The 18059-nt window shown below is 63.1% G+C and carries 14 protein-coding genes and 1 pseudogene; 8 read left to right on the forward strand and 7 right to left on the reverse strand.

From position 1 onward, the window contains the following. The first annotated feature begins 180 nt into the window (after nt 1-180). Nucleotides 181-1566, forward strand: a complete 1386-nt coding sequence (mgtE, locus tag BUE15_RS01110; protein WP_073280847.1) for a magnesium transporter — start codon at nt 181-183, stop codon at nt 1564-1566. A 131-nt stretch (nt 1567-1697) separates the two neighbouring features. On the opposite strand, the gene arfB is transcribed toward mgtE, so the two are convergent. Both arfB and BUE15_RS01120 read right to left on the reverse strand, forming a co-directional pair. After that, entirely contained in the window at nt 1698-2105 is a 408-nt protein-coding gene (arfB, locus tag BUE15_RS01115) for an alternative ribosome rescue aminoacyl-tRNA hydrolase ArfB (RefSeq protein ID WP_073280848.1), read from the reverse strand. A gap of 61 nt (nt 2106-2166) precedes the next feature. Beyond that, nucleotides 2167-2637, reverse strand: coding sequence for a nuclear transport factor 2 family protein (locus BUE15_RS01120; protein ID WP_073280849.1), 471 nt, complete (start codon nt 2635-2637; stop codon nt 2167-2169). Nucleotides 2638-2953: 316 nt separating this feature from the next. Here BUE15_RS01120 and BUE15_RS01125 point away from each other — a divergent pair. After that, nucleotides 2954-3508: pseudogene (locus BUE15_RS01125) on the forward strand (head GIN domain-containing protein); the annotation flags it as partial. Nucleotides 3509-3568: 60 nt separating this feature from the next. Here the strand turns inward: BUE15_RS01125 and BUE15_RS01130 are convergent. Then, nucleotides 3569-5323: a PA14 domain-containing protein gene (locus BUE15_RS01130; RefSeq protein WP_084548736.1), complete on the reverse strand. Its 1755-nt coding sequence runs from the start codon at nt 5321-5323 to the stop codon at nt 3569-3571. A 118-nt stretch (nt 5324-5441) separates the two neighbouring features. Continuing rightward, nucleotides 5442-6014: a hypothetical protein gene (locus tag BUE15_RS01135; protein ID WP_073280852.1), complete on the reverse strand. Its 573-nt coding sequence runs from the start codon at nt 6012-6014 to the stop codon at nt 5442-5444. A 158-nt stretch (nt 6015-6172) separates the two neighbouring features. On the opposite strand from BUE15_RS01135, the gene BUE15_RS01140 reads away from it, so the two are divergent. Beyond that, on the forward strand, nt 6173-7120 hold the full coding sequence (locus BUE15_RS01140) for a 3-oxoacyl-ACP synthase III family protein (RefSeq protein WP_073281162.1): 948 nt from the start codon (nt 6173-6175) through the stop codon (nt 7118-7120). Nucleotides 7121-7154: 34 nt separating this feature from the next. Here BUE15_RS01140 and BUE15_RS01145 read toward each other — a convergent pair whose 3' ends face one another. Together BUE15_RS01145 and BUE15_RS01150 are read right to left on the reverse strand one after the other, a co-directional pair. Beyond that, a complete protein-coding gene (locus tag BUE15_RS01145) occupies nt 7155-9230 on the reverse strand; it encodes an IPT/TIG domain-containing protein (RefSeq protein WP_073280853.1) in 2076 nt (691 codons plus the stop codon). Nucleotides 9231-9285: 55 nt separating this feature from the next. Next, nucleotides 9286-10194 (reverse strand): DUF72 domain-containing protein, encoded by a 909-nt coding sequence (locus tag BUE15_RS01150; RefSeq protein ID WP_073280854.1) that lies wholly within the window; start codon nt 10192-10194, stop codon nt 9286-9288. Nucleotides 10195-10593: 399 nt separating this feature from the next. Between BUE15_RS01150 and BUE15_RS01155 the strand changes: the two genes are divergently transcribed. The 5 genes from BUE15_RS01155 (at nt 10594) to BUE15_RS01175 (ending at nt 16779) form a co-directional block, all read left to right on the forward strand. Further along, nucleotides 10594-11391 carry a septal ring lytic transglycosylase RlpA family protein gene (locus BUE15_RS01155; protein ID WP_170865161.1) on the forward strand — a complete coding sequence of 266 codons (798 nt, stop codon included), beginning with the start codon at nt 10594-10596 and terminating at the stop codon, nt 11389-11391. A gap of 167 nt (nt 11392-11558) precedes the next feature. Continuing rightward, on the forward strand, nt 11559-12161 hold the full coding sequence (locus tag BUE15_RS01160) for an outer membrane beta-barrel protein (protein WP_073280856.1): 603 nt from the start codon (nt 11559-11561) through the stop codon (nt 12159-12161). Between the two features lie 105 nt (nt 12162-12266). Next, nucleotides 12267-14705: a penicillin acylase family protein gene (locus BUE15_RS01165; RefSeq protein ID WP_073280857.1), complete on the forward strand. Its 2439-nt coding sequence runs from the start codon at nt 12267-12269 to the stop codon at nt 14703-14705. 53 nt (nt 14706-14758) lie between these two features. Next, entirely contained in the window at nt 14759-16408 is a 1650-nt protein-coding gene (locus tag BUE15_RS01170; protein ID WP_073280858.1) for a TonB family protein, read from the forward strand. Continuing rightward, complete coding sequence (locus BUE15_RS01175) at nt 16405-16779, forward strand: hypothetical protein (RefSeq protein ID WP_073280859.1); 375 nt, start codon at nt 16405-16407, stop codon at nt 16777-16779. Before BUE15_RS01170 ends, BUE15_RS01175 begins: the two co-directional genes overlap by 4 nt. A 63-nt stretch (nt 16780-16842) precedes the next feature. Here BUE15_RS01175 and BUE15_RS01180 read toward each other — a convergent pair whose 3' ends face one another. Beyond that, on the reverse strand, nt 16843-18054 hold the full coding sequence (locus BUE15_RS01180) for an alpha/beta hydrolase family protein (RefSeq protein ID WP_244535845.1): 1212 nt from the start codon (nt 18052-18054) through the stop codon (nt 16843-16845). Between the last annotated feature and the right edge of the window lie 5 nt (nt 18055-18059).

An 18059-nucleotide genomic window follows, 5' to 3' on the forward strand; every position in this document is an offset into this window, starting at 1 on the left:
TGCTGTGAACCGAAGTGAACGGCAACTCCCGTATAGGCACTGTCCGGCTTCCGGAATTCGGCTTTTTTCTGGTGTGCTTGTGGGGCAGCACTACAAAGACAACGGATTCCGGCTATTTTTGCGCGCCGTTCGTGCCACCAACCCACCTGCCTAGCGAGACACTGCCCTTCTTTAGTTTACATGAATCAGCACCCGACCACCGAACACATTACGTCCCTGATTCAGGAGGGCGAGTTTTTCAAGCTCAAGGAAATACTCAAGCACTATGAGCCGGCCGAGCTGGTAGAGCTGATTGAGGCCGAAGAAGAGCGGGAGCAGCTTATTATTTTCCGGTTGCTGCCGCTGCAATTGGCCACGCAGGTGTTCGAATACCTCGACCTGGACGTGCAGAAGCACTTTCTGGCAAATCTGTCGCAGGAAAAAATATCGGACATCCTCAATGAGATGTCGCCGGACGACCGGACGGCGCTGCTGGAATTTCTGCCCGACGACTTCGTAAAGGAGTTGATTCAGACGCTGTCGGAGGCGGAGCGCAAGGTGACGCTGGAACTGCTGGGCTACCCCGAGTACTCGGTGGGCCGCCTGATGACGCCCGACTACATTGCCATCCGCGAGAACTGGACCGTGCAGCAGGTGCTCGACTACATCCGGCGGCACGGCGGGCAGTCGGAGACGCTGAGCGTGCTTTACGTAACCGACCACCGTGGCGTCCTGCTCGACGACATCCGCATCCGGGAGTTTCTGCTTTCCGACCCCGGCCGGCCCGTGAGCGACCTGATGGACCGGCGCTACGTGAAGCTGAACGCCATGCAGGACCAGGAAGCCGCCATCGACGTGTTCCGCAAGAACGACCGGATTGCGCTGCCCGTGGTGAACGACGAAGGCGTGCTGTTCGGCATCGTGACCATCGACGATATTCTGGATATCCGGGAAGAGGAAGACACCGAGGATATTCAGAAGCTGGGCGGCTCCGAAGCCCTCGACGAGCCCTACCTCGATACGTCGATCTGGGAAATGGTGCGGAAACGGGCTGGCTGGCTTGTGATTCTGCTGCTGGGCGAAATGCTGACTACGTCGGCTATGCACCATTTTGAGGAGGATCTGCAGAAGGCGGCGGTGCTGGGGCTGTTCATCCCGCTCATCATTTCGGCCGGCGGCAATGCGGGCTCCCAGGCTACCTCGCTCATCATCCGGGCCATGAGCCTGGGCGAGTTTGCCCTGAGCGACTGGTGGCAGGTGATGCGCCGCGAAATTCTGGCCGGTCTGGCGCTGGGCATTATCCTGGGCATTGTGGGCGGCATGCGCATTGTACTGTGGGCCAAGGTGATAGACCCTGGTTATTTCGGGCCGTTCTGGCAGCTGATAGCCATAACGGTGGGCGTGTCGCTGCTGGGTATTGTGCTGTGGGGCGCGCTGGCCGGCGCCATGCTTCCGATGCTGCTTAAGCGCCTAGGCCTCGACCCCGCCACCTCTTCCGCTCCTTTCGTAGCCACCCTCGTCGATGTGACGGGGCTTATCATCTACTTCTCGGTAGCCACGCTGGTGCTACGCGGCACATTGCTGTGAGTTTTTGAGTGAGTGAATGAGTGGAAGTGGATAACGCAACCGGCCAACTGGCTTTCAAAGATGCTACTCATTCACTCATTCACTCATTCACTCATTCACTCATTCACTCATTCACTCATTCACTCATTCACTTAAAAGTCCACCCGGCCTCGGCTGGCTTTCTTTTCGCCGTGCTTTTTCTTGGACTCGAGGCGCTGCCGCACGGCGCCCTTGCTGGGCTTGGTGGCTTTGCGGGCCTTGGGTTTGTGCAGCGCTTTGGCCAGCAGCTCGTGAAATTTGCGCAGCGCCGTTTCCTTGTTGCGCAGCTGGCTCCGGTCTTCCTGCGCCACCACCAGTAGTTCGCCTTCGGCGGTAAGGCGCGACGCCAGCTTTTGCAGCAGCGTCTGCTTCTGCTCCTCGGTGAGCAACTGCGACTCCGGCAGCCGGAAGCGCAATTCCACGCGGCTTTCCACCTTGTTCACGTTCTGGCCACCCGGGCCGCTGCTGCGGCTGGTCTGGAACTGAAGCTCAGGGAGAAAGTAGGAGACGGGCGGAAGCATAAATCAAAGAAAAGGCAGTGGAAAGCCGCGCAGCACAGCCCCTGATACGCAGCGGCTTGGCTTATTGGTTGAGCCGCGGGCGGTAAGCCGCCAGACTTTGCGCGGCCGTAGCCTGCACCTTGCGCTGCAAAAACCCAGACCAGCCCAGCAGCCAGCCTATCGGCCCCAGGGCCTGCCTCGACCAGCGCCAGAAGCTGAATTGGTCGTGGTGCGTACGGATCAGGCCATCCTGGAACGTAAAATGGGCCCGGATATGATTGTGCACCGGCCGCCGGGTTTTCGAGAAGGTGTAGCGCGCATACCAGGTAGCAGAGCCCTGCTGGTCGTCGGCCCGGATATCGTTGTAGGCGAGGCGCATGTCTCTGCCCTGCCCGCAGAGCATCCGCCACATCTTCCCGATGTCGGGGCCCTGCAGGCGGAAAGCCGCATCTTCAAACGTGGCCTCAGGATGATAGCAAGCTGCCATGCCCGCGTAGTCGCGGCGCTGGAAGGCCTGGTAGAAGCGGTGCAGGAGCTTTTCGTGCGGGTGCATAGCAGAAACCCGGCTGGCCCGAAAGCGGCCACCGGGCTATAAACCTGCATAAAAATATCCGACACGCGGCCCGGTGCGCATTTTAGCCGGCAGCAGGCAACGCTTCCGGCCAAGCATACATCTCTTCAGAAAGATGTTTCACTCGTACGCCGTGCCTGCCATAAAAAACCTGCGTTACCTTTTCCTGCTGCTTCTGCTGGCTCCAGTGCTTCGGCTGGCGGCGGCACCGGTCCGTGAAGTCCGTGAGGTGGCTGCCTTCACGAAGATTGGCTTATCCAATTCCGCCCGCGTGATAGTACGCTAGGGCAGCCCGCAGCGCGTAGAAATAGACGCTTCCGCTGCCGACCTGGCCCGCCTCGAAACAACCGTGGACAACGGCCGGCTCCGCATTGGCACCAAGCGCGAAGAACGCAAGGCCTTCACGTATTCCACCCGTTTTGATGGCACCGTGACGGTATACATTACGGTGCCTGCTATTGAGGAGCTTAGCGTCAGCGGCTCGGGCCAGCTGAAGACCGAAGGTGACCTGAAAGCTGAGGCGCTGAGCCTGGGCGTCAGTGGCTCGGGCCAGCTAACGGTGCCGAAGCTCACCGCCGACAAGCTGCAGTCCACAGTATCGGGTTCCGGCGAAATTACGGTGGCAGGCACCTGCCCGCAGCACGAAGCCCGCATCAGCGGCTCCGGCAACGTGCGCGCTTCCGACCTGCGCACCGAGGCCAGCGCCATCCGCATCAGCGGCTCCGGCGACGGCCGCCTGTACGCCCGGCGCAGCCTCGAAGCCAGCATTGCCGGCTCCGGCGACGTGTATGTGCGCGGCGGGGCCAACGTCAAAAGCAAAATTGCCGGCCGCGGCCGCGTACATCAGGAATAGCAGCTGTTGCACGCATAGCAGACTGGTAGAGTAAGCACCGGAGGCCCTGGCGGCCGGCGCTTACTCTACTACTATCTTATGGGTAGCAGCTCCGTCGGCAGTGCTTAAGCGCAGCAGGTAGAGGCCTGCGGCCAGGCCGGGCAGCTCCAGGTTGAGGCGCTGCTCCGGGGCGGCCGGCAGCTGGGTGGAGTAGCAGATGCGCCCGCGCGTGTCCAGCAGCTGCAGGCGCACGGCACCGGGCCGCAGCTGGCTTACCTGCACTTCGAAGCTGCCCCGGTTGGGGTTGGGGGCCACTGCCAGCCGTACTCTTCGCTCCCGCGCCACGCCCAGCGGCCGCCCACTACTGCCCGAGCAGAAGACGGTTGCCGGCATTACGCGCCGGGTGGGGGCATCGGGACCTTCGTATTCCAGCACCAGCCTGTTCTGGTCGCCATCTTCCCCGAAATGGACCCGCACATCGTGCTGCCCGGCGGCCAGCGTCACGGTGGCCGCTACGGTAGAGTCGCGGTGGCGGCCGCCGTTGTTGATAGTGGCAGCGCTGTTGAGCGGCGCAGCGGGTCGGGCCGCGTCATCGAGCCAGAGCCGGGAGGCGTCGTCGGAAGAGAGGTAGAACGTGTAGGTGCCGCCGCTGAAGATGGTGAAGCTCCCCCGAAACCGGGCGCTGTACTGGTTGGGGTTACTGGCTGTGCCCGCCGCCACGGTGGTCAGGTCGCCCCAACTGTCGGTGCTGGCAAAGTTGAACTGTGGTTCGAGCCGGATAAGGCCCGGGTTGTGCGTCGTGAAAAAGGCCGGATCATCCTCGAAATAGCCACTATAGTACTCGGCATACAGGCCTTCGGTGGGCGGGCCGTTGTCGGGGCGGTTGCCGGTGCAGCCAGCGGCCCCCGGCACGGCCACCGCAAACGTGTATACCTGCCGGAACCGCACGGCTCCTTCTGCATCAATTACCAGCACATCGGCCTGGTACAAGCCATTGCCGACGCTGGCGGCCAGCGTCAACTGGCCGGTGGCGGCGTTGATGCTGATACCGGCAGGCAGGCGGTCCGCATTTGCCAGCACGAAATAAGGCGCCGGGCCGGCCCCCACCACGCCCGGCACCGGGGACACAGCCCCGGCTCCCGGCGTAACGGTTTGGTTGTTGGGAGAATACAGAATGGTGGTTGGCAGATTGCGCAGGGGCTGCACGGCCGTGCAGAGCACGTTGGCCGGCACTACCTGCCGCACCGGCGCGTCCGGGCCCTGGTATTCCAGCACCAGCGTATTGGCGCTGCCGGTTTCACCGTAGTGCAGCAGAATGTTGTGCAGCCCGGCCACCAGATACACACTGGCCTGTCGGATAACCGAGGCCGAATGCAGCCCGCCGTGCGCAATGGTGGCCTGCGCGGCCACAGCTGGGCTGGCCAGCGCCTCATTGCCTATCCATAAGTATGAGGCGTCATCGGAGGTCAGGTAGAAGGTGTAGGTGCCAGGCGTGGTGATGGCCAGGCTCCCGCGCTGCCGCAGACTAAAGTCGTCCGGATCGGCCAGGGTGTTTGCCGCCACGGAGGTCAGGTCGCCGAAGCCGCTGTTGGGAAAATTCACCTGCGCATCTACCCTGACCAGCCCCGGCGTGTTCTGCGTGAAGTAGGTCTGGTTATCGGCGAAATATCCGGCGTAGTACTCCGCGTACAGCCCCGAGCCGGCCGGCTGCCCGCCCGGACTCTGCCCCACGCAGCCGCTCGGCTGCGCGGCCACTTGCGGCACTATACCGGTGCACAGCACCAGACACCCCATAATTCGGGCAGCCACCCGGGCGGCAGTGACAGGGATTCGCATGGCGCAGAACAATAACGGTGGCAGAAACGCAACACACTCCGTTATGAAAGTAAGCTTTTCCCTGAATTATTGAAATATTTATTTAATATTTTGCATTATACACAACATTTCCGGAAGCCTACCAATCGAACAACCCTCTGCGGGGGCTACTTTTCTTCGGCTTGTTTTTTTGCTTGGGCTTGTCCTTGTCTCCACCGAAAAGCCCGTCGAACAGGCCCGTCTTTTTCTCTTTCACAAGCACGTAGCGCAGAGAAAATGCGGTGGGGAAGCGCGCCCAGTCATCGGAGTTGAACTCAATGCTGGGCTTGAAGTCGGCGGAAATGACGAGCCGGCTGAGCAGAATCTTGTATTCTACCCCCACTATGGCATCGACGCCCCCAAATGCCCCGGTATTCTTGTTGTTGCCGACGTGGCCACCGGCTCCCAGATAATAGTTGAGGCTGGGGCCGAGAATTCCGAAGTGCCGTTCGGCCAGCACAGTGCCCGTTACTTCGCGCGGGCCAGCCAGCACCAGGCCTTCCAGCGTGGCTTTCGGCAGAAACTTCTGTTGCACCGTGAGGCCGTAGAGCCCGGGGCTGAGCCGCACCCCGGCCGCCGTCCGGTATTTCTGCGCGGTGGCAGGCCGGGCCAGCAACAGGAGCCCTATAGCAGGCAGGAGCACCACGCAGCAGCGCCTAAAACGAAACGTCATAATCTTACACTAAATCGGGGAGAAAAGGCCCCTTGCTTTGGCGTTTGAACGAACAAGCCGAGTGCAAAGTACGGACCACCCGCTGTAGTATGGCGGCGCAGTGCGGCTGAGCGGCTTAACTTGCCGTGTTTTTCCGCCCCTCCAACTGCTTTTCTTCCGTGTATATCCATCAGGTGGCAGCCTACCTGCCCGACCAAGTCATCACCAACGAGCATTTCACCAATCTGAATGGTCTTGCGGCTGATTGGATTATTGAGCGTACCGGAATTCGGGAGCGGCGCAAAGCCAGCCCGGGCGAAAACACCAACACCATGGCCATTGAGGCCACGCGCCGGGTGCTGGCACAGGCCACGGCTTTCCCAGCCGACGAGGTGGACCTGATTGTAGGTGCCACCTACACCCCGCATGACACTATCTATACCCTGGCACACGCCGTGCAGCGCGACCTGGGCATCAATGATATTCCGGTGGTGAGCATCTCGTCGGCCTGCTCGTCGCTGCTGAATGCCATTGAAATTGTAGAAGGCTATTTCGCGCTGGGCAAAGCCCGCCGGGCCGTGGTGGTGGTGAGTGAGCACAACACAGCCTACAACAACGAGCACGACACCGTAGCGGGCCACCTCTGGGGCGACGGCGCCTCGGCGCTGCTACTGAGCAAGGACCGCTTGGCTCCGGCCGATTTGCTGGTGAAGGAAGTGCTGACCGGCGGCGCCGCCGTAGCCGGCAAAGCCGATGAGGCCGTGACGCTGAAACCCGTAGAGCGGGGCATTGTGATGCCGCACGGCCGCGACGTATTCACGTATGCCTGCCAGTACATGGCCCGCGTGACTCGCCAGCTGCTGGAGCGCCAGCACCTCACCCTCGACAGCCTCACCTACCTGATTCCGCACCAGGCCAACCTGCGCATCACCAAAAATGTGCTGCAGCAGTTGGGCCTGCCCCCCGAACGGGCCGTGTCCAACATCGAGCGGCTGGGCAACACGGGCTGCGCCGGCGCCGCCATCGGCCTCGGCGACACCTGGCCGCTGCTGCAGCCCGGCAACCGGGTGATTATTACGGTGTTTGGCGGCGGCTACTCCTACGGCGCTATGCTACTGGAACGGTAGCGCCTATTTCCGTTTCAACAATCTGATTGGAAGCTTACTCGCCCGTTTTTAGAAACGGCAGCGTTTCGGTGCGCCCTTCAGAGTCGAGGTAGCGGAGCAGGTACCAGCCCGGGCTCAGCCCTGCCAACGAAAGCGGCAGCACGTTCAGCCCCGGCTGGATGTCCAGGAGCACATTGCGCTGCCGGCGGCCCACCGCATCATAGACTGATAAGCTGACGCGGCCTTCCGCAGTAGTCGGATACTGCAGCCGCAACGGCCCCGCCCCCACCGGGTTCGGAAACAAGCCCGGGATGGCCGCTCCGGCCTCGCCGCCCACAGCCGGAACCGGCGCCGTAAATGCCACGCTGCCATCGGGGTGCAGCAGCCGTAGCCGGTAGTAGGAGAGGCCCGCCAGCGGCTGCGCGTCCAGGTAGCGGGAAAGGCCCGGGGCGGATACGGTGGCCAGCGGCTGCCAGCTGGTGGTGTCGCGGCTGCGCTGCACCTGAAAGCTCTCCACGAAGCAGGCATCGGCAGTAGTCCAGCTGACGGCTATGCCACCGGCCTCGGCTCCGGCCGAGAGGGACGTGAGCGGCGCGGGCAGCATAGGAGCCGGCCCGCAGCCCTGCGCCACAAACCCACGGGTACGGAGCACCAGCCGCCCGCCCGCCACGTCGCTGGCGCTGATAGTGCGGTTGTTTTGGGCGCGGGCCAGCGCGTAGTGCATCACGGCGCCGGGCAGAATCACGTGGGCCAGCTGTTGCGCATGGCCCAGCTCGTGCACCACCACCGACTCAAAATCGAGCTGCAGCCCGGCGGCCGGCCCCGGCCCGAACTGCCAGTTGGCGCCGTCATCGAACTGCATGTCTACTTCGTGCAGCGCGAAAGTCAGGCGGCCATCGGGGCGGAAGCAGCCTCGGTAGTAGCTGGTAGTGCGGCCCAGAATACCGACCGGCAGCTCAGCGCCCTGATCGAACCCGATGCTGTTTTCTCCGTCTTCGGCAGCACCGCGGCCGGCCCGGAGCGGCGCAGCAGTTTCCCAGTTCATGCGGGTCTGGCAGCGCCAGGTGGCCAGGGCGCGCTGCCAGGCGGCCACGGCGGCAGTGTTGGCCGCAAAGCCACTCTCAAACTGGAAGCTATAGCCGCCGCGGCCGTTCCGGTTTACCGGATTTGGCCGCACCAGCTCGCCGGTCTGGGAGGCCTGCACGTTGCTCACGGCATAGGGCACCGCAATAGAGGTCGGGCTGGTGGTTTGCTGCTGGTCGGAGGTGGTGACGCGCACCGGGCCGCTGCCGGCCGGGCTGGCCGGCTGGCCCAGCGCCGGCACGCGCACCTGAATGCGGGTATCGGTCCAGCTGACGTACTCACTTTCCTGGGGCTTTATGAAGGTGCTGCCGCCGTTATCGGCGTTGCGGAATTCCACGAAACCGTTGCCGCGCGTGGTCCCAAAGCCCGCTCCGCTGATGGTGAGTACCGTGCCCACACCGGCCGGCACGCTCGCCGGGCTCAAGCCACTGATAACCGGGGCCTGCCCGCGCGCCATTACCGGCATGGCCGCTTGCCGCAGCGCTGCCTCCAGCTTTGGATTGGGCTGTAGCAGGCGGCGGCGCTGGCCGGTGGCGGCGGCTATTTCCTGGTAGAAGCTCTCCGCGACGAGTCCATAGTCCCGAAACGGCTCGGTGGCAATGCCCGTGCTCAGGTCGTAGCGAATGAAGCCCTGCGCGCTGCCATACACCGCCCAGAGGGGTTGGTCAGCTTCAGGACCCGGCACCGTGGAAGGCGTCAGAAACAGGATACCTTGCTGCCCGGGCTGGAGCTGCAGCGTGTTCGTTAGCAGTTGCTGGTCGAGGCCGATGGTGCCGCCTTCCGTCAGGACCTGTAGCTCGCGGGCCGCGCTGCCCTTCAGGCTGCTGAACACCCGCACCCGGTGCGCCGTGTAGATGCGGCCCGCCACCCGAAAGCTGCGGGCATCGAGCACCTCGGCTTCTACCACCAGAGCAGCCTGAGTAGCACGGCTGGGTAGCGGGAGAGGCAGCAGCAGGCACTGGCTCTCAGATGCAGGCACCGCCTGAGCCAGGCTTACTCCCGGCAAGGCCATGCTGGCGGCAAGCAGCAAACGCGCAAAAGACTTCATGTGCAGTAAAATCAGACAGAGTAAGGTACGCGTTTGGGACCGGCCGGCACCGGCGCTAAAACAGGCTTCCCTGCACCGGCTGCGGAATGATGCGCGGCGGCGGCACGGCCAGCCCCGTCAGGGCCTGCAGGCGGTCCAGGAAATACTGCGTCCAGACGGGCGTGTGCATGATGTCCTTCTGGTGCACGAAAAAGTACATGGTGTGCAGGCCCTGCTGCAACCAGCCCGCAATCCGCTCGGCCCAGAAGTCCGCCCGCTGGTAGTCGGAGTTGATCAGGCCGTGGCCGTTGAAGCGGATAAAGGCAGTGGGCGTGGTCAGGCGCATGTGCAGCACGTCGCGGCGGCCGGCCACATCGGCTATAACCAGCGTTTTGTTTAGCGCCTCCAGCATAGCGGCTACGGCGGCAAACGCCGTTTTATCGGAATACCAGGCCGGATGGCGCAGCTCCACGGCCAAAGGAATGTTGGCCGGAAAATCGAGCAGGTAGCGCTCCAGCCGGCTCAGGTTCTCGGGGCCAAAATGAGGCGGCAGTTGCAGAAAGCACCAGCCCAGCCGGTCGTTCAGCTCCTGAATGGAGCGGCAGAAGGCGTTGGTCAGGTCGTCGGTGTTATAAAGCGCCCGGTCGTGGCTGATAACCTGGGGCAGCTTGGGGCAGAACCGGAAGCCCGCGGGCACGGCATCGCGCCATTTGCGCACCGTGGGCGCATCCGGAATCCGGTAGTGCGTCGTGTTCAGCTCCAGGCTGTTGAACTGCCGGGCATAATGGTGCAGATAATCGGCCTCCTTGATGCCGGCCGGGAAATACGAGCCCAGCCAGGCTTTATTAGTCCAGATAGGGCATCCTATAAATAGCTCCTGCTGCTCCGGAGCCGGGGCGCGGGCCAGCATGGCAGCAGTATTGGGGTGGTCCGGCGGCAACCGGAAATCAACGTAGCGCAGGTCAGAAAGACGGCCAAAATCCATGCAGCAACTTACGGCAAATTGCGCGACGCGGCCCGGCGTATCGCCGCTGATTTATGCAGGCAGAGCAGGCAAGCTGCTCTTATAAAAATCCCGAGACTTTTGCAACCGTCCGGGACGCAGAAGCCGGACCCAATCGTCAATATTTTTTAAGCCGCGGATAGTCTCATTTTATACTCTTCGCTTTGGCGTCCTTCAATAGTGCAAAATCCGTCTTAAGGAAACACAATCAATCATTTTGCTTTCGTGCGGCCGGCAAGTTAAATACAAATTTTCTTTAAAAAACACAAATATAGAGGCTATTGCATACCAGCAGTAGCCAGCGCCTTGTACTGAGTTTGCACAGCACTTCTAGATTTGTCCCGTTCACCAACACGAGTACTGATGAAGTTGCTTCTACGAATGAATGTCTCGGGCTTGATGCTGGCAGTTGTGCTTACGCTGTTGTCGTCGTTCTCATCTGAGGCCCTTGCCAGCCGTTCCAGCGACGACGAAAAGACTCCTGCCGCAGTGGCCCGCCGGTCGGCGGTATTGCGGGGACGCGCCTCCTGGTACGGCCGCGAGCATCAGGGGCACCGCACCAGCAACGGGGAGCGGTTCGACCGCAACAAGTATACGTGCGCCCACAAAACACTGCCCTTCGGCACCAAGCTGCGCGTCACGAACCCAGAGACTCAGAAGTCGGTGGTTGTGCGCGTCTCCGACCGGGGCCCGTTCCGCCACCAGCGCATTCTCGATCTATCGGAAATTGCGGCGCGCCCCTTGGGTATCGTGCAGCGCGGCGCCGTTTCGGTGGTAGCGGAAGTGGTACCTTCTGACACGCCCTTGGGCCCAGCCGATGCGCCCGAAGACCTGGCGGCCCTCACCACTGACTCGCTGACCAACCTCACGGCTATTACTTCTATTCTGCCGGGCCCCGCCGAAGCCGCCGACGTAGTGGTGGTGCCTGAGCCCCACCCCACGTTTGTGGTGCAGGCCGGCACTTTCGGCGACGCCCGCAACGCGCAGGCAGTGCAGTCCCGGATTCTGGCGCTGGACAACAGCCTGACCGTGACGGTAGCCGCCGGCTCCAAAGAAGGCAAGCCCCTGAACCGGGTGCTCGTGGGCACTTACCAGGACCGCGCCGAAGCCGAGAAAGTGCGCCTACGCCTCCAGAAGTGGGGCATTGCCGGCCTGGTCCGGCAGGGCGAAAACCTCTAGCATCTCCTTACTATACCTGCACGCCTTAGAAAGCCGTTGCCACTGTATGGCAGCGGCTTTTTAGTGTGGTTTTGCAGCGTGCAAGCAGAAAAGCCGCGTCGCTGCAACCATTAGGGCCTCGCTCTGCTCCTTCCTACAGACTATCATCTACTTTCTCTTTCTCATTTATGAAGAAAATTCTTCTCGCAGGCCTGAGCTGCGCGCTGGCCGCTACTGCCACTGCGCAAACCGAAAAAGGGGCCCGCTTCATTGGCGCCAATCTGGGGGAGCTCAGCTATAGCAAAGGCAAGAAAAACTACGGCAACAGCAGCTTTACAATTGCGCTCTACCCGTCGGCCGGCGTGTTCGTGGCCGATAACTTCCTGCTAGGGGCCACACTGCCACTGGGCTACAGCAGCTACAAGCCCGGTAACCTCAGCGGCAACTACTCTACCCGCGTATTGACCTATGGCATTTCGCCTTTTGCCCGCTATTACATCCCCGGCACTAGCCCGCACCGGTTTTTCGGGCAGTTGAACGCCGGTATCATGGGGCAGACCGTCTGGGCCCCGAACTACTACGATGGCAGCCGGGATAATACGACCAATTCTTACCTGACGTACGGCGCCGCCGTGGGCTACAACTACTTCCTGACGCCCGGCGCGGCCCTAGAAGTATCGGCGGGCTACAGCCGCAACGACGGCAACCTCGGCCCCGCCGCCGGGGCGCTGGATGTGCGGGCAGGCTTCTCTATTTTTCTACCCTACAAAGGCGCCAAGGCCGTAGAATAGCCTCCCTATATTCCAGACAGCGTGGCGCGCAGACCTGACCGGGTTTGCGCGCCGCGTTTTTTTGTCGGATGTTGTGTGGCCGACTTATCCGTCTGCTCCTCACTTATGTGGCATTCTATTCGGGCCGTGCTGGCCCTGGCTACGGTTCTGGCCCTTACCTGGGTGCTCAACACCCGCCACGGCGAGGTGCCGCCGTTCGGCAAGTTTATGAGCCCGTACCGGGGGTTCTGGCGCAACGCGGAGGCCGCGGCCGCGCTGCCCGCCCAGCAAACGCTGCGCCTGCCCGGCCTGCAGCAGCCCGTGCAGGTGCGCTTCGACGACAAGCGCGTGCCCCACATCTTCGCCCAGAACGACCACGACCTGTACTATGCGCAGGGCTACCTCACGGCACAGGACCGGCTCTGGCAGATGGATTTCGTGACGCATGTGGCGGAAGGACGCCTTTCGGAGATTGTGGGGCCGGCTCGGCTGGAAACCGACCGGTTTTTCCGGCGCATGGGTCTGGGCTTCGGGGCCCGCAAGTCGCTGAAGGTGATGATGGCCGACCCGACCACGCGCACCGTGCTGACGTCTTACTCAGCCGGCGTAAATGCCTATATCCAGAGCCTGACGCCGGCTTCGCTGCCGTTTGAGTACAAGCTGCTCGACTATACGCCCGAGCCGTGGCAGCCGCTGAAATGCGCGCTGCTGCTCAAATACATGGCCTTCGACCTGAGTGGCCGCTCCGACGACCTGCGCCTGAGCAACGCGCTGCGCAAATACGGGCCGGCCGTGGTGAAAGACCTGTTTCCCGGCTACCCAACCCGCGAAGACCCAATCGTGCCCGTCGGGACGCCGCTGGATTTCACGCCGGAAACGGTACTGCCCACGCCGGCCTCGTTTGAGGCGGCCATGTCGAATAGCACGCCACAGAACGAGCCCGACCCCGAGCTGGGCTCCAACAATTTTGCCGTGAGCGGTGCCAGGTCGGCCTCCGGATTTCCCCTGCTGGCCAACGACCCACACCTGCAGCTTAACCTGCCCAGCATCTGGTACCAGGTGCAGCTGAGCGCGCCCGGCGTGAACGTGTACGGCGTGACCATTCCGGGCGCCCCCACGGTCATTATCGGCTTCAACCAGGAAGTAGCCTGGGGCGTGACCAACGTAGGCGCCGATGTGCTGGACTGGTACCAGCTGAAGTTTAAGGACGATACCCGCCGCGAATACTGGCACGACGGCCGCTGGAAACCCGTGCGCCGCGTGGTAGAGCACATTAAAGTGCGCGGCCAGCCCGACCGGCTCGATACGGTGCTCTACACCCACCACGGCCCCATCGTGTACGACAAGCCGGAAAAACCCTTCCTGCCCCAGACGCCTATTCGGCACGCCATGCGCTGGACCGCTCACGACGGCGACAATGAGGTGCTGGCCTTTTACCGCCTCAACCGCGCCCGCACCTACCAGGACTACACCACCGCCCTGACTACGTACGGCTCGCCGGCCCAGAATTTCATCTTCGCCAGCCAGCAGAATGATATTGCTATCTGGCCCAATGGCCGCCTGCCGCTGAAGTGGCCGAACCAGGGCAAGTTTGTGCTGGACGGCACCGACCCGGCCTACGACTGGCAGGGCTGGATTCCGCAGGCCCGGAACCCGCACGTGAGGAACCCGGCGCGGGGCTTCGTGTCGTCGGCCAACCAGTTTCCGGCGGGGCCCGACTACCCGTATTACCTGGGCTGGGATTTTGCGTCCTGGGAACGGGGGCACCGCATCAACCAGCGGCTGGCCCGCATGACCCGCGTGACGCCGGACAGCCTGCGCCGCCTCCAAAACGACAACCTGGGCCTGAACGCCCAGCTAATGCTGCCCCGCCTGCTGGCTCTGCTACCAACGGCGCAGCTAACGCCCGCTGAGCGCCGCACCTACGATGCGCTGCGCCGCTGGAACTACTTCTACGAGGCGCAGGCCATCGGGCCGGGCATTTTTGAGCTGTGGTACAACACCCTCGTGAAGCGCCTGTGGACCGATGATTTTGGGCTGGCCGCCACCGGGCTGGAGATGCGCAGCCCGTCCCGGGACCGGACCAACAACCTGATTCTGCGCGAACCCAACAGCCCCTGGATAGACGACCGGCGCACGCCCGAGCGCGAAACGCTGCCGCAACTGGCGCTGGCTTCTTTCCGCGTCGCCTCAGATTCGCTCACCCGCAAATTCGGGCCGCTGAGTGAGAAATGGGCCTGGAAAAACCAGAAAAGCACCGACATTCTGCATCTGGCGCAGCTGCCCGGCTTCGGCCACATGGATCTGGACTGCGGCGGCGGAGCAGGCATCGTGAATGCTACTTCGGAGCGCAACGGGCCGTCGTGGCGGATGGTGGTGGCGCTGGGGCCGCGGGTGCGGGCCTACGGCGTGTTTCCGGGCGGGCAGAGCGGCAACCCCGGCTCTCCGGCCTACGACGACCTGCTGGAAACCTGGCGCGTGGGCCAGCTCAACGAGCTGCTCTTCCTGCGCGCCCCCGACGAGCCCCACCCGCGGGTGCGCGCCGCCTGGACGCTGGAACGCTGAGTCTTATCGGCTTATCTTCGCTATCGAAATTCCGCCTTTTGCCCTTATTCCCTGTGCATTCCGTACCTCATCTTCTGCTCACCGCCCTGCTGACGGCGCTACCACTGCTCCCGGCGGCGGCCCAGCAGCGCACTGCTGTCAAGAAGGCTCCTGCCAAAACGGCCACCAAGCCAGCCGCCCCGGCAGAGCCCGTCTATGAGTTGTATCAGGTGCAGATCAAGCCGGAGTACGCGGAAGGACAGTTTGCGCTGCAGCAGTATCTCAAGGGCGCGCGCCTGCCGGCAGATGTGCAGGATGGGCGGATACAGGGCGTGGTGCTGGTTGGGTTCGTGGTGCGCCCCGACGGCCGCCTGACCGACACGTATGTAGCCCGGGGCCTGAGCGCGGCCACCAACGCCGAGGCCCTGCGGCTAGTGCAAGCCATGCCCCGCTGGCGCCCCGGCCGCCGCGAGGACAAGGCCGTAGCCACCCGCTATTCCCTGTCGGTAGCGTTCCAGAGGCCCCTGACTGACCTGGCGGGCTTCGGGCCTGACGGCCGTTCGGGAGCGGTTGAGGAAGGGACAGAAGCCAAAGTGTATACATACGTGGAACAAATGCCGCAGTACCCGGGCGGTATGGAGGCTATGCAGCAGTACCTGCGCACCAACCTGCGCTACCCGGCGCAGGCCCGCACCAATGCGGTAGAGGGCAAAGTATTCGTCTCATTCGTTGTTCCGCCCACCGGCAAGCCCACGAATGCCAAAGTCGTAAAAGGCATCGGCTCCGGCTGCGACGAAGAAGCGCTGCGGCTCATAAAAGATATGCCCGTCTGGACGCCGGGCAAGCAAAACGGCCGCGTGGTTTCCGTAAACTATACCATCCCGATAACCTTCAGCCTCAACACCAGCAGCTCCGACCTGATGGCCGTGCCCGCGCCGGCGGCGCCCACCCCACCGCCGGTAGTGGAAGACAAAATCTACACCTACGTGGAGCAGATGCCAACGCTGGGCGGCTCTATCAGCGGCGTGTCGCCGGCGCTGCAGGCGGCGTTGCAACTGCCGGCCGAAGTGCGCGACGGGCGCACGGAAGGGCAGGTATTCGTGAATTTCGTGGTGCGCCCCGATGGCCGCGCGACGGACGAGAAAGTGGTGCGGGGCCTCAGCGACGCCTGCAACGCGGCCGCACTGGCGGCCGTGCGGGCCTTGCCACGCTTCGAGCCGGGCAAGCAGAACGGCCGTGTGGTATCGGTGCAGCTTACGGTGCCGGTGCAGATGTACGGGCCCAACCACGTGTTTGAAGGCGGGCAGGTAGCCACCCAGGCCAGCTTTCCGGGCGGCGGCACTGCCCTCCGCGACTACCTCACCGACAAGCTGCGCGAGCCCAAGGTGCTGAAGCAGGAAGGCCTGCGCGGGGCTGTGGAAGTGCGCTTCGTGGTGCAGGCCGATGGCCGAATTGGGGCCACGGAAATAGTGCGCCCCCTGTGCCGCAGCTGCGACGAAGAAGCCCTGCGCCTCGTGCGCGACATGCCGCGCTGGACTCCCGCCCGCAATGCAGCCGGCCAGCCGGTTTCGGTGCGCCAGCAGGTCATTATTCCGATGCCGGCCGCTCCGGTAGCGCCGCGCGGCAGCACCGGCAGCATACAGCGCAGTCCGGCCGGTAGCCCAGGCGGCTACGCCCGTTTGGGGTATTCTTCCGTTGCTTCTCTTTTCTCAGCTGCCCTATGAAGTCTTTCGCCTGGTTGCTGCTGCTGATTCTGGTGCTGGGTACCGGCCTGCAGATTTTTCTACCCTGGTGGGTGATTACGCCGCTATGTCTGGTGCTGGCTTTCACGTGGCCGGTGCGCGGCGGCAGGGCGTTTCTGGCGGGCTTCCTCGGCATTGGGCTGGGCTGGCTGGTGCTGGCCAGCTGGCTGAACGTACGCAACGAAGGGTTGCTGGCCCATCGGGTGGCCCAGCTGCTGCCCCTGGGCGGCCACGGCTGGCTGCTGGTGCTGCTTACGGCACTGGTAGGCGGGCTGGTGGGTGGCCTGGCGGCGCTGGCTGGCGCCTGGGGCCGTGTTGCCGTCAGCCCTGCCAAAGCCGAAGCCACGGCCTAGGCGCTTGGCCTGCTCAGCCACCCGGAGCATCTGCGCATCTCTCAGGCCAAGGCCTCAGCGCCCTCAGCACTGCGAAATAAACGCCAGCGCCGACAGCGTATAAGTAGCCACCGACGAGAAATGGGTGCCGCCCGGAATGGGGCGCAGCTCAACCTGCGTAGCGCCCCGGGCCCGCATGGCGTTGTACGCATCCTGCGAATTGAAATACGGCACGTAGTCGTCGGCGGTGCCGTGGAACAAAGCCAGCGGCGCCCGGGGCTTCCAGTCGTAGATGTCGTTGTCGCGGAAGGCAGCCAGCAGTTGCGTATCGGACTGGTTGAGCACGCCTGCGCGGAACGGCCCGGCGAACAGCTCACTGGCCTGCGTCGGCACCTCCCCGAACGGATTCGCCTGCAATTGCCCGGCCCAGGGCTGGTTGAAGTAGTAGGTATAAGGCCGGTTGATGCCGTAGACCCGGTTGTAGGTATCGAGCACCCACACATAGCTGCTGAGGAAATTCAGGGGCTGCGTGGAGTTCAGAATGTAGCTGGCAAAGGCCGATTTGTGGTAGGCCCCGGCTCCCGGGGCACTGGCCGTCACCGTAAACTCGCTGGCGGCCTGCTCTTCCATCAGCTTGTGCAGCGCCATCGTGGCAAACCCGCCCTCTGAGTAGCCCAGCAGATAATTTTTCTGGTTGAGCGGGGCGTTTTCCTTGCGGCAAAACTCCTTCGCCGCCCGCAGCATATCCAACGACGCCGATGCCAGCGAAGACGCGTGCTCGTACGGGTGCGGCTGGGCCTTCGAAGCGCCGTAGCCGATATAGTCGGGGGCCGCTACAATGTAGCCCGTGGAGGCCAGCACCGACACGGCCGAATACACCTCACTGCTCGACTTGTAGTAAGAAGGAGCCCGATCTTCGTCGTCTGGCCGGATAGTGCCGTGCTGGTAGCTGAGCAGCGGCAGTGCCTGCGTAGTGACGGGCACCAGCAGCGCGCCGGATGCCGTAACCGGCTGTCCGCCCGGCGTGCGGGTGGTATACGTGAGCTTGTACACCCGAATGGGGTAGCGCACCAGCGCCCCCGCCAGCGGAATATCGGGTACCCGGCCGGCCAGCGCGGCAGTGCTGTACTCGCCGATGAGGGTGCTGCTGACCAGATGCGTGTCAGGGGCTGCGGGCCTCTCGGTGGTCGGCGACGTTTCTTCCTTGGAGCAGCTGCTGCCAGCCGCAAGCCCCAGCACTGCCCATACAAGCAGCAGCGCACGGCCAGTGAAGGAGTTGATTTTATTGAATAACACGTGAA

The sequence above is a fragment of the Hymenobacter psychrotolerans DSM 18569 genome, assembly GCF_900142395.1.
In the GTDB taxonomy this organism is placed as follows: domain Bacteria; phylum Bacteroidota; class Bacteroidia; order Cytophagales; family Hymenobacteraceae; genus Hymenobacter; species Hymenobacter psychrotolerans.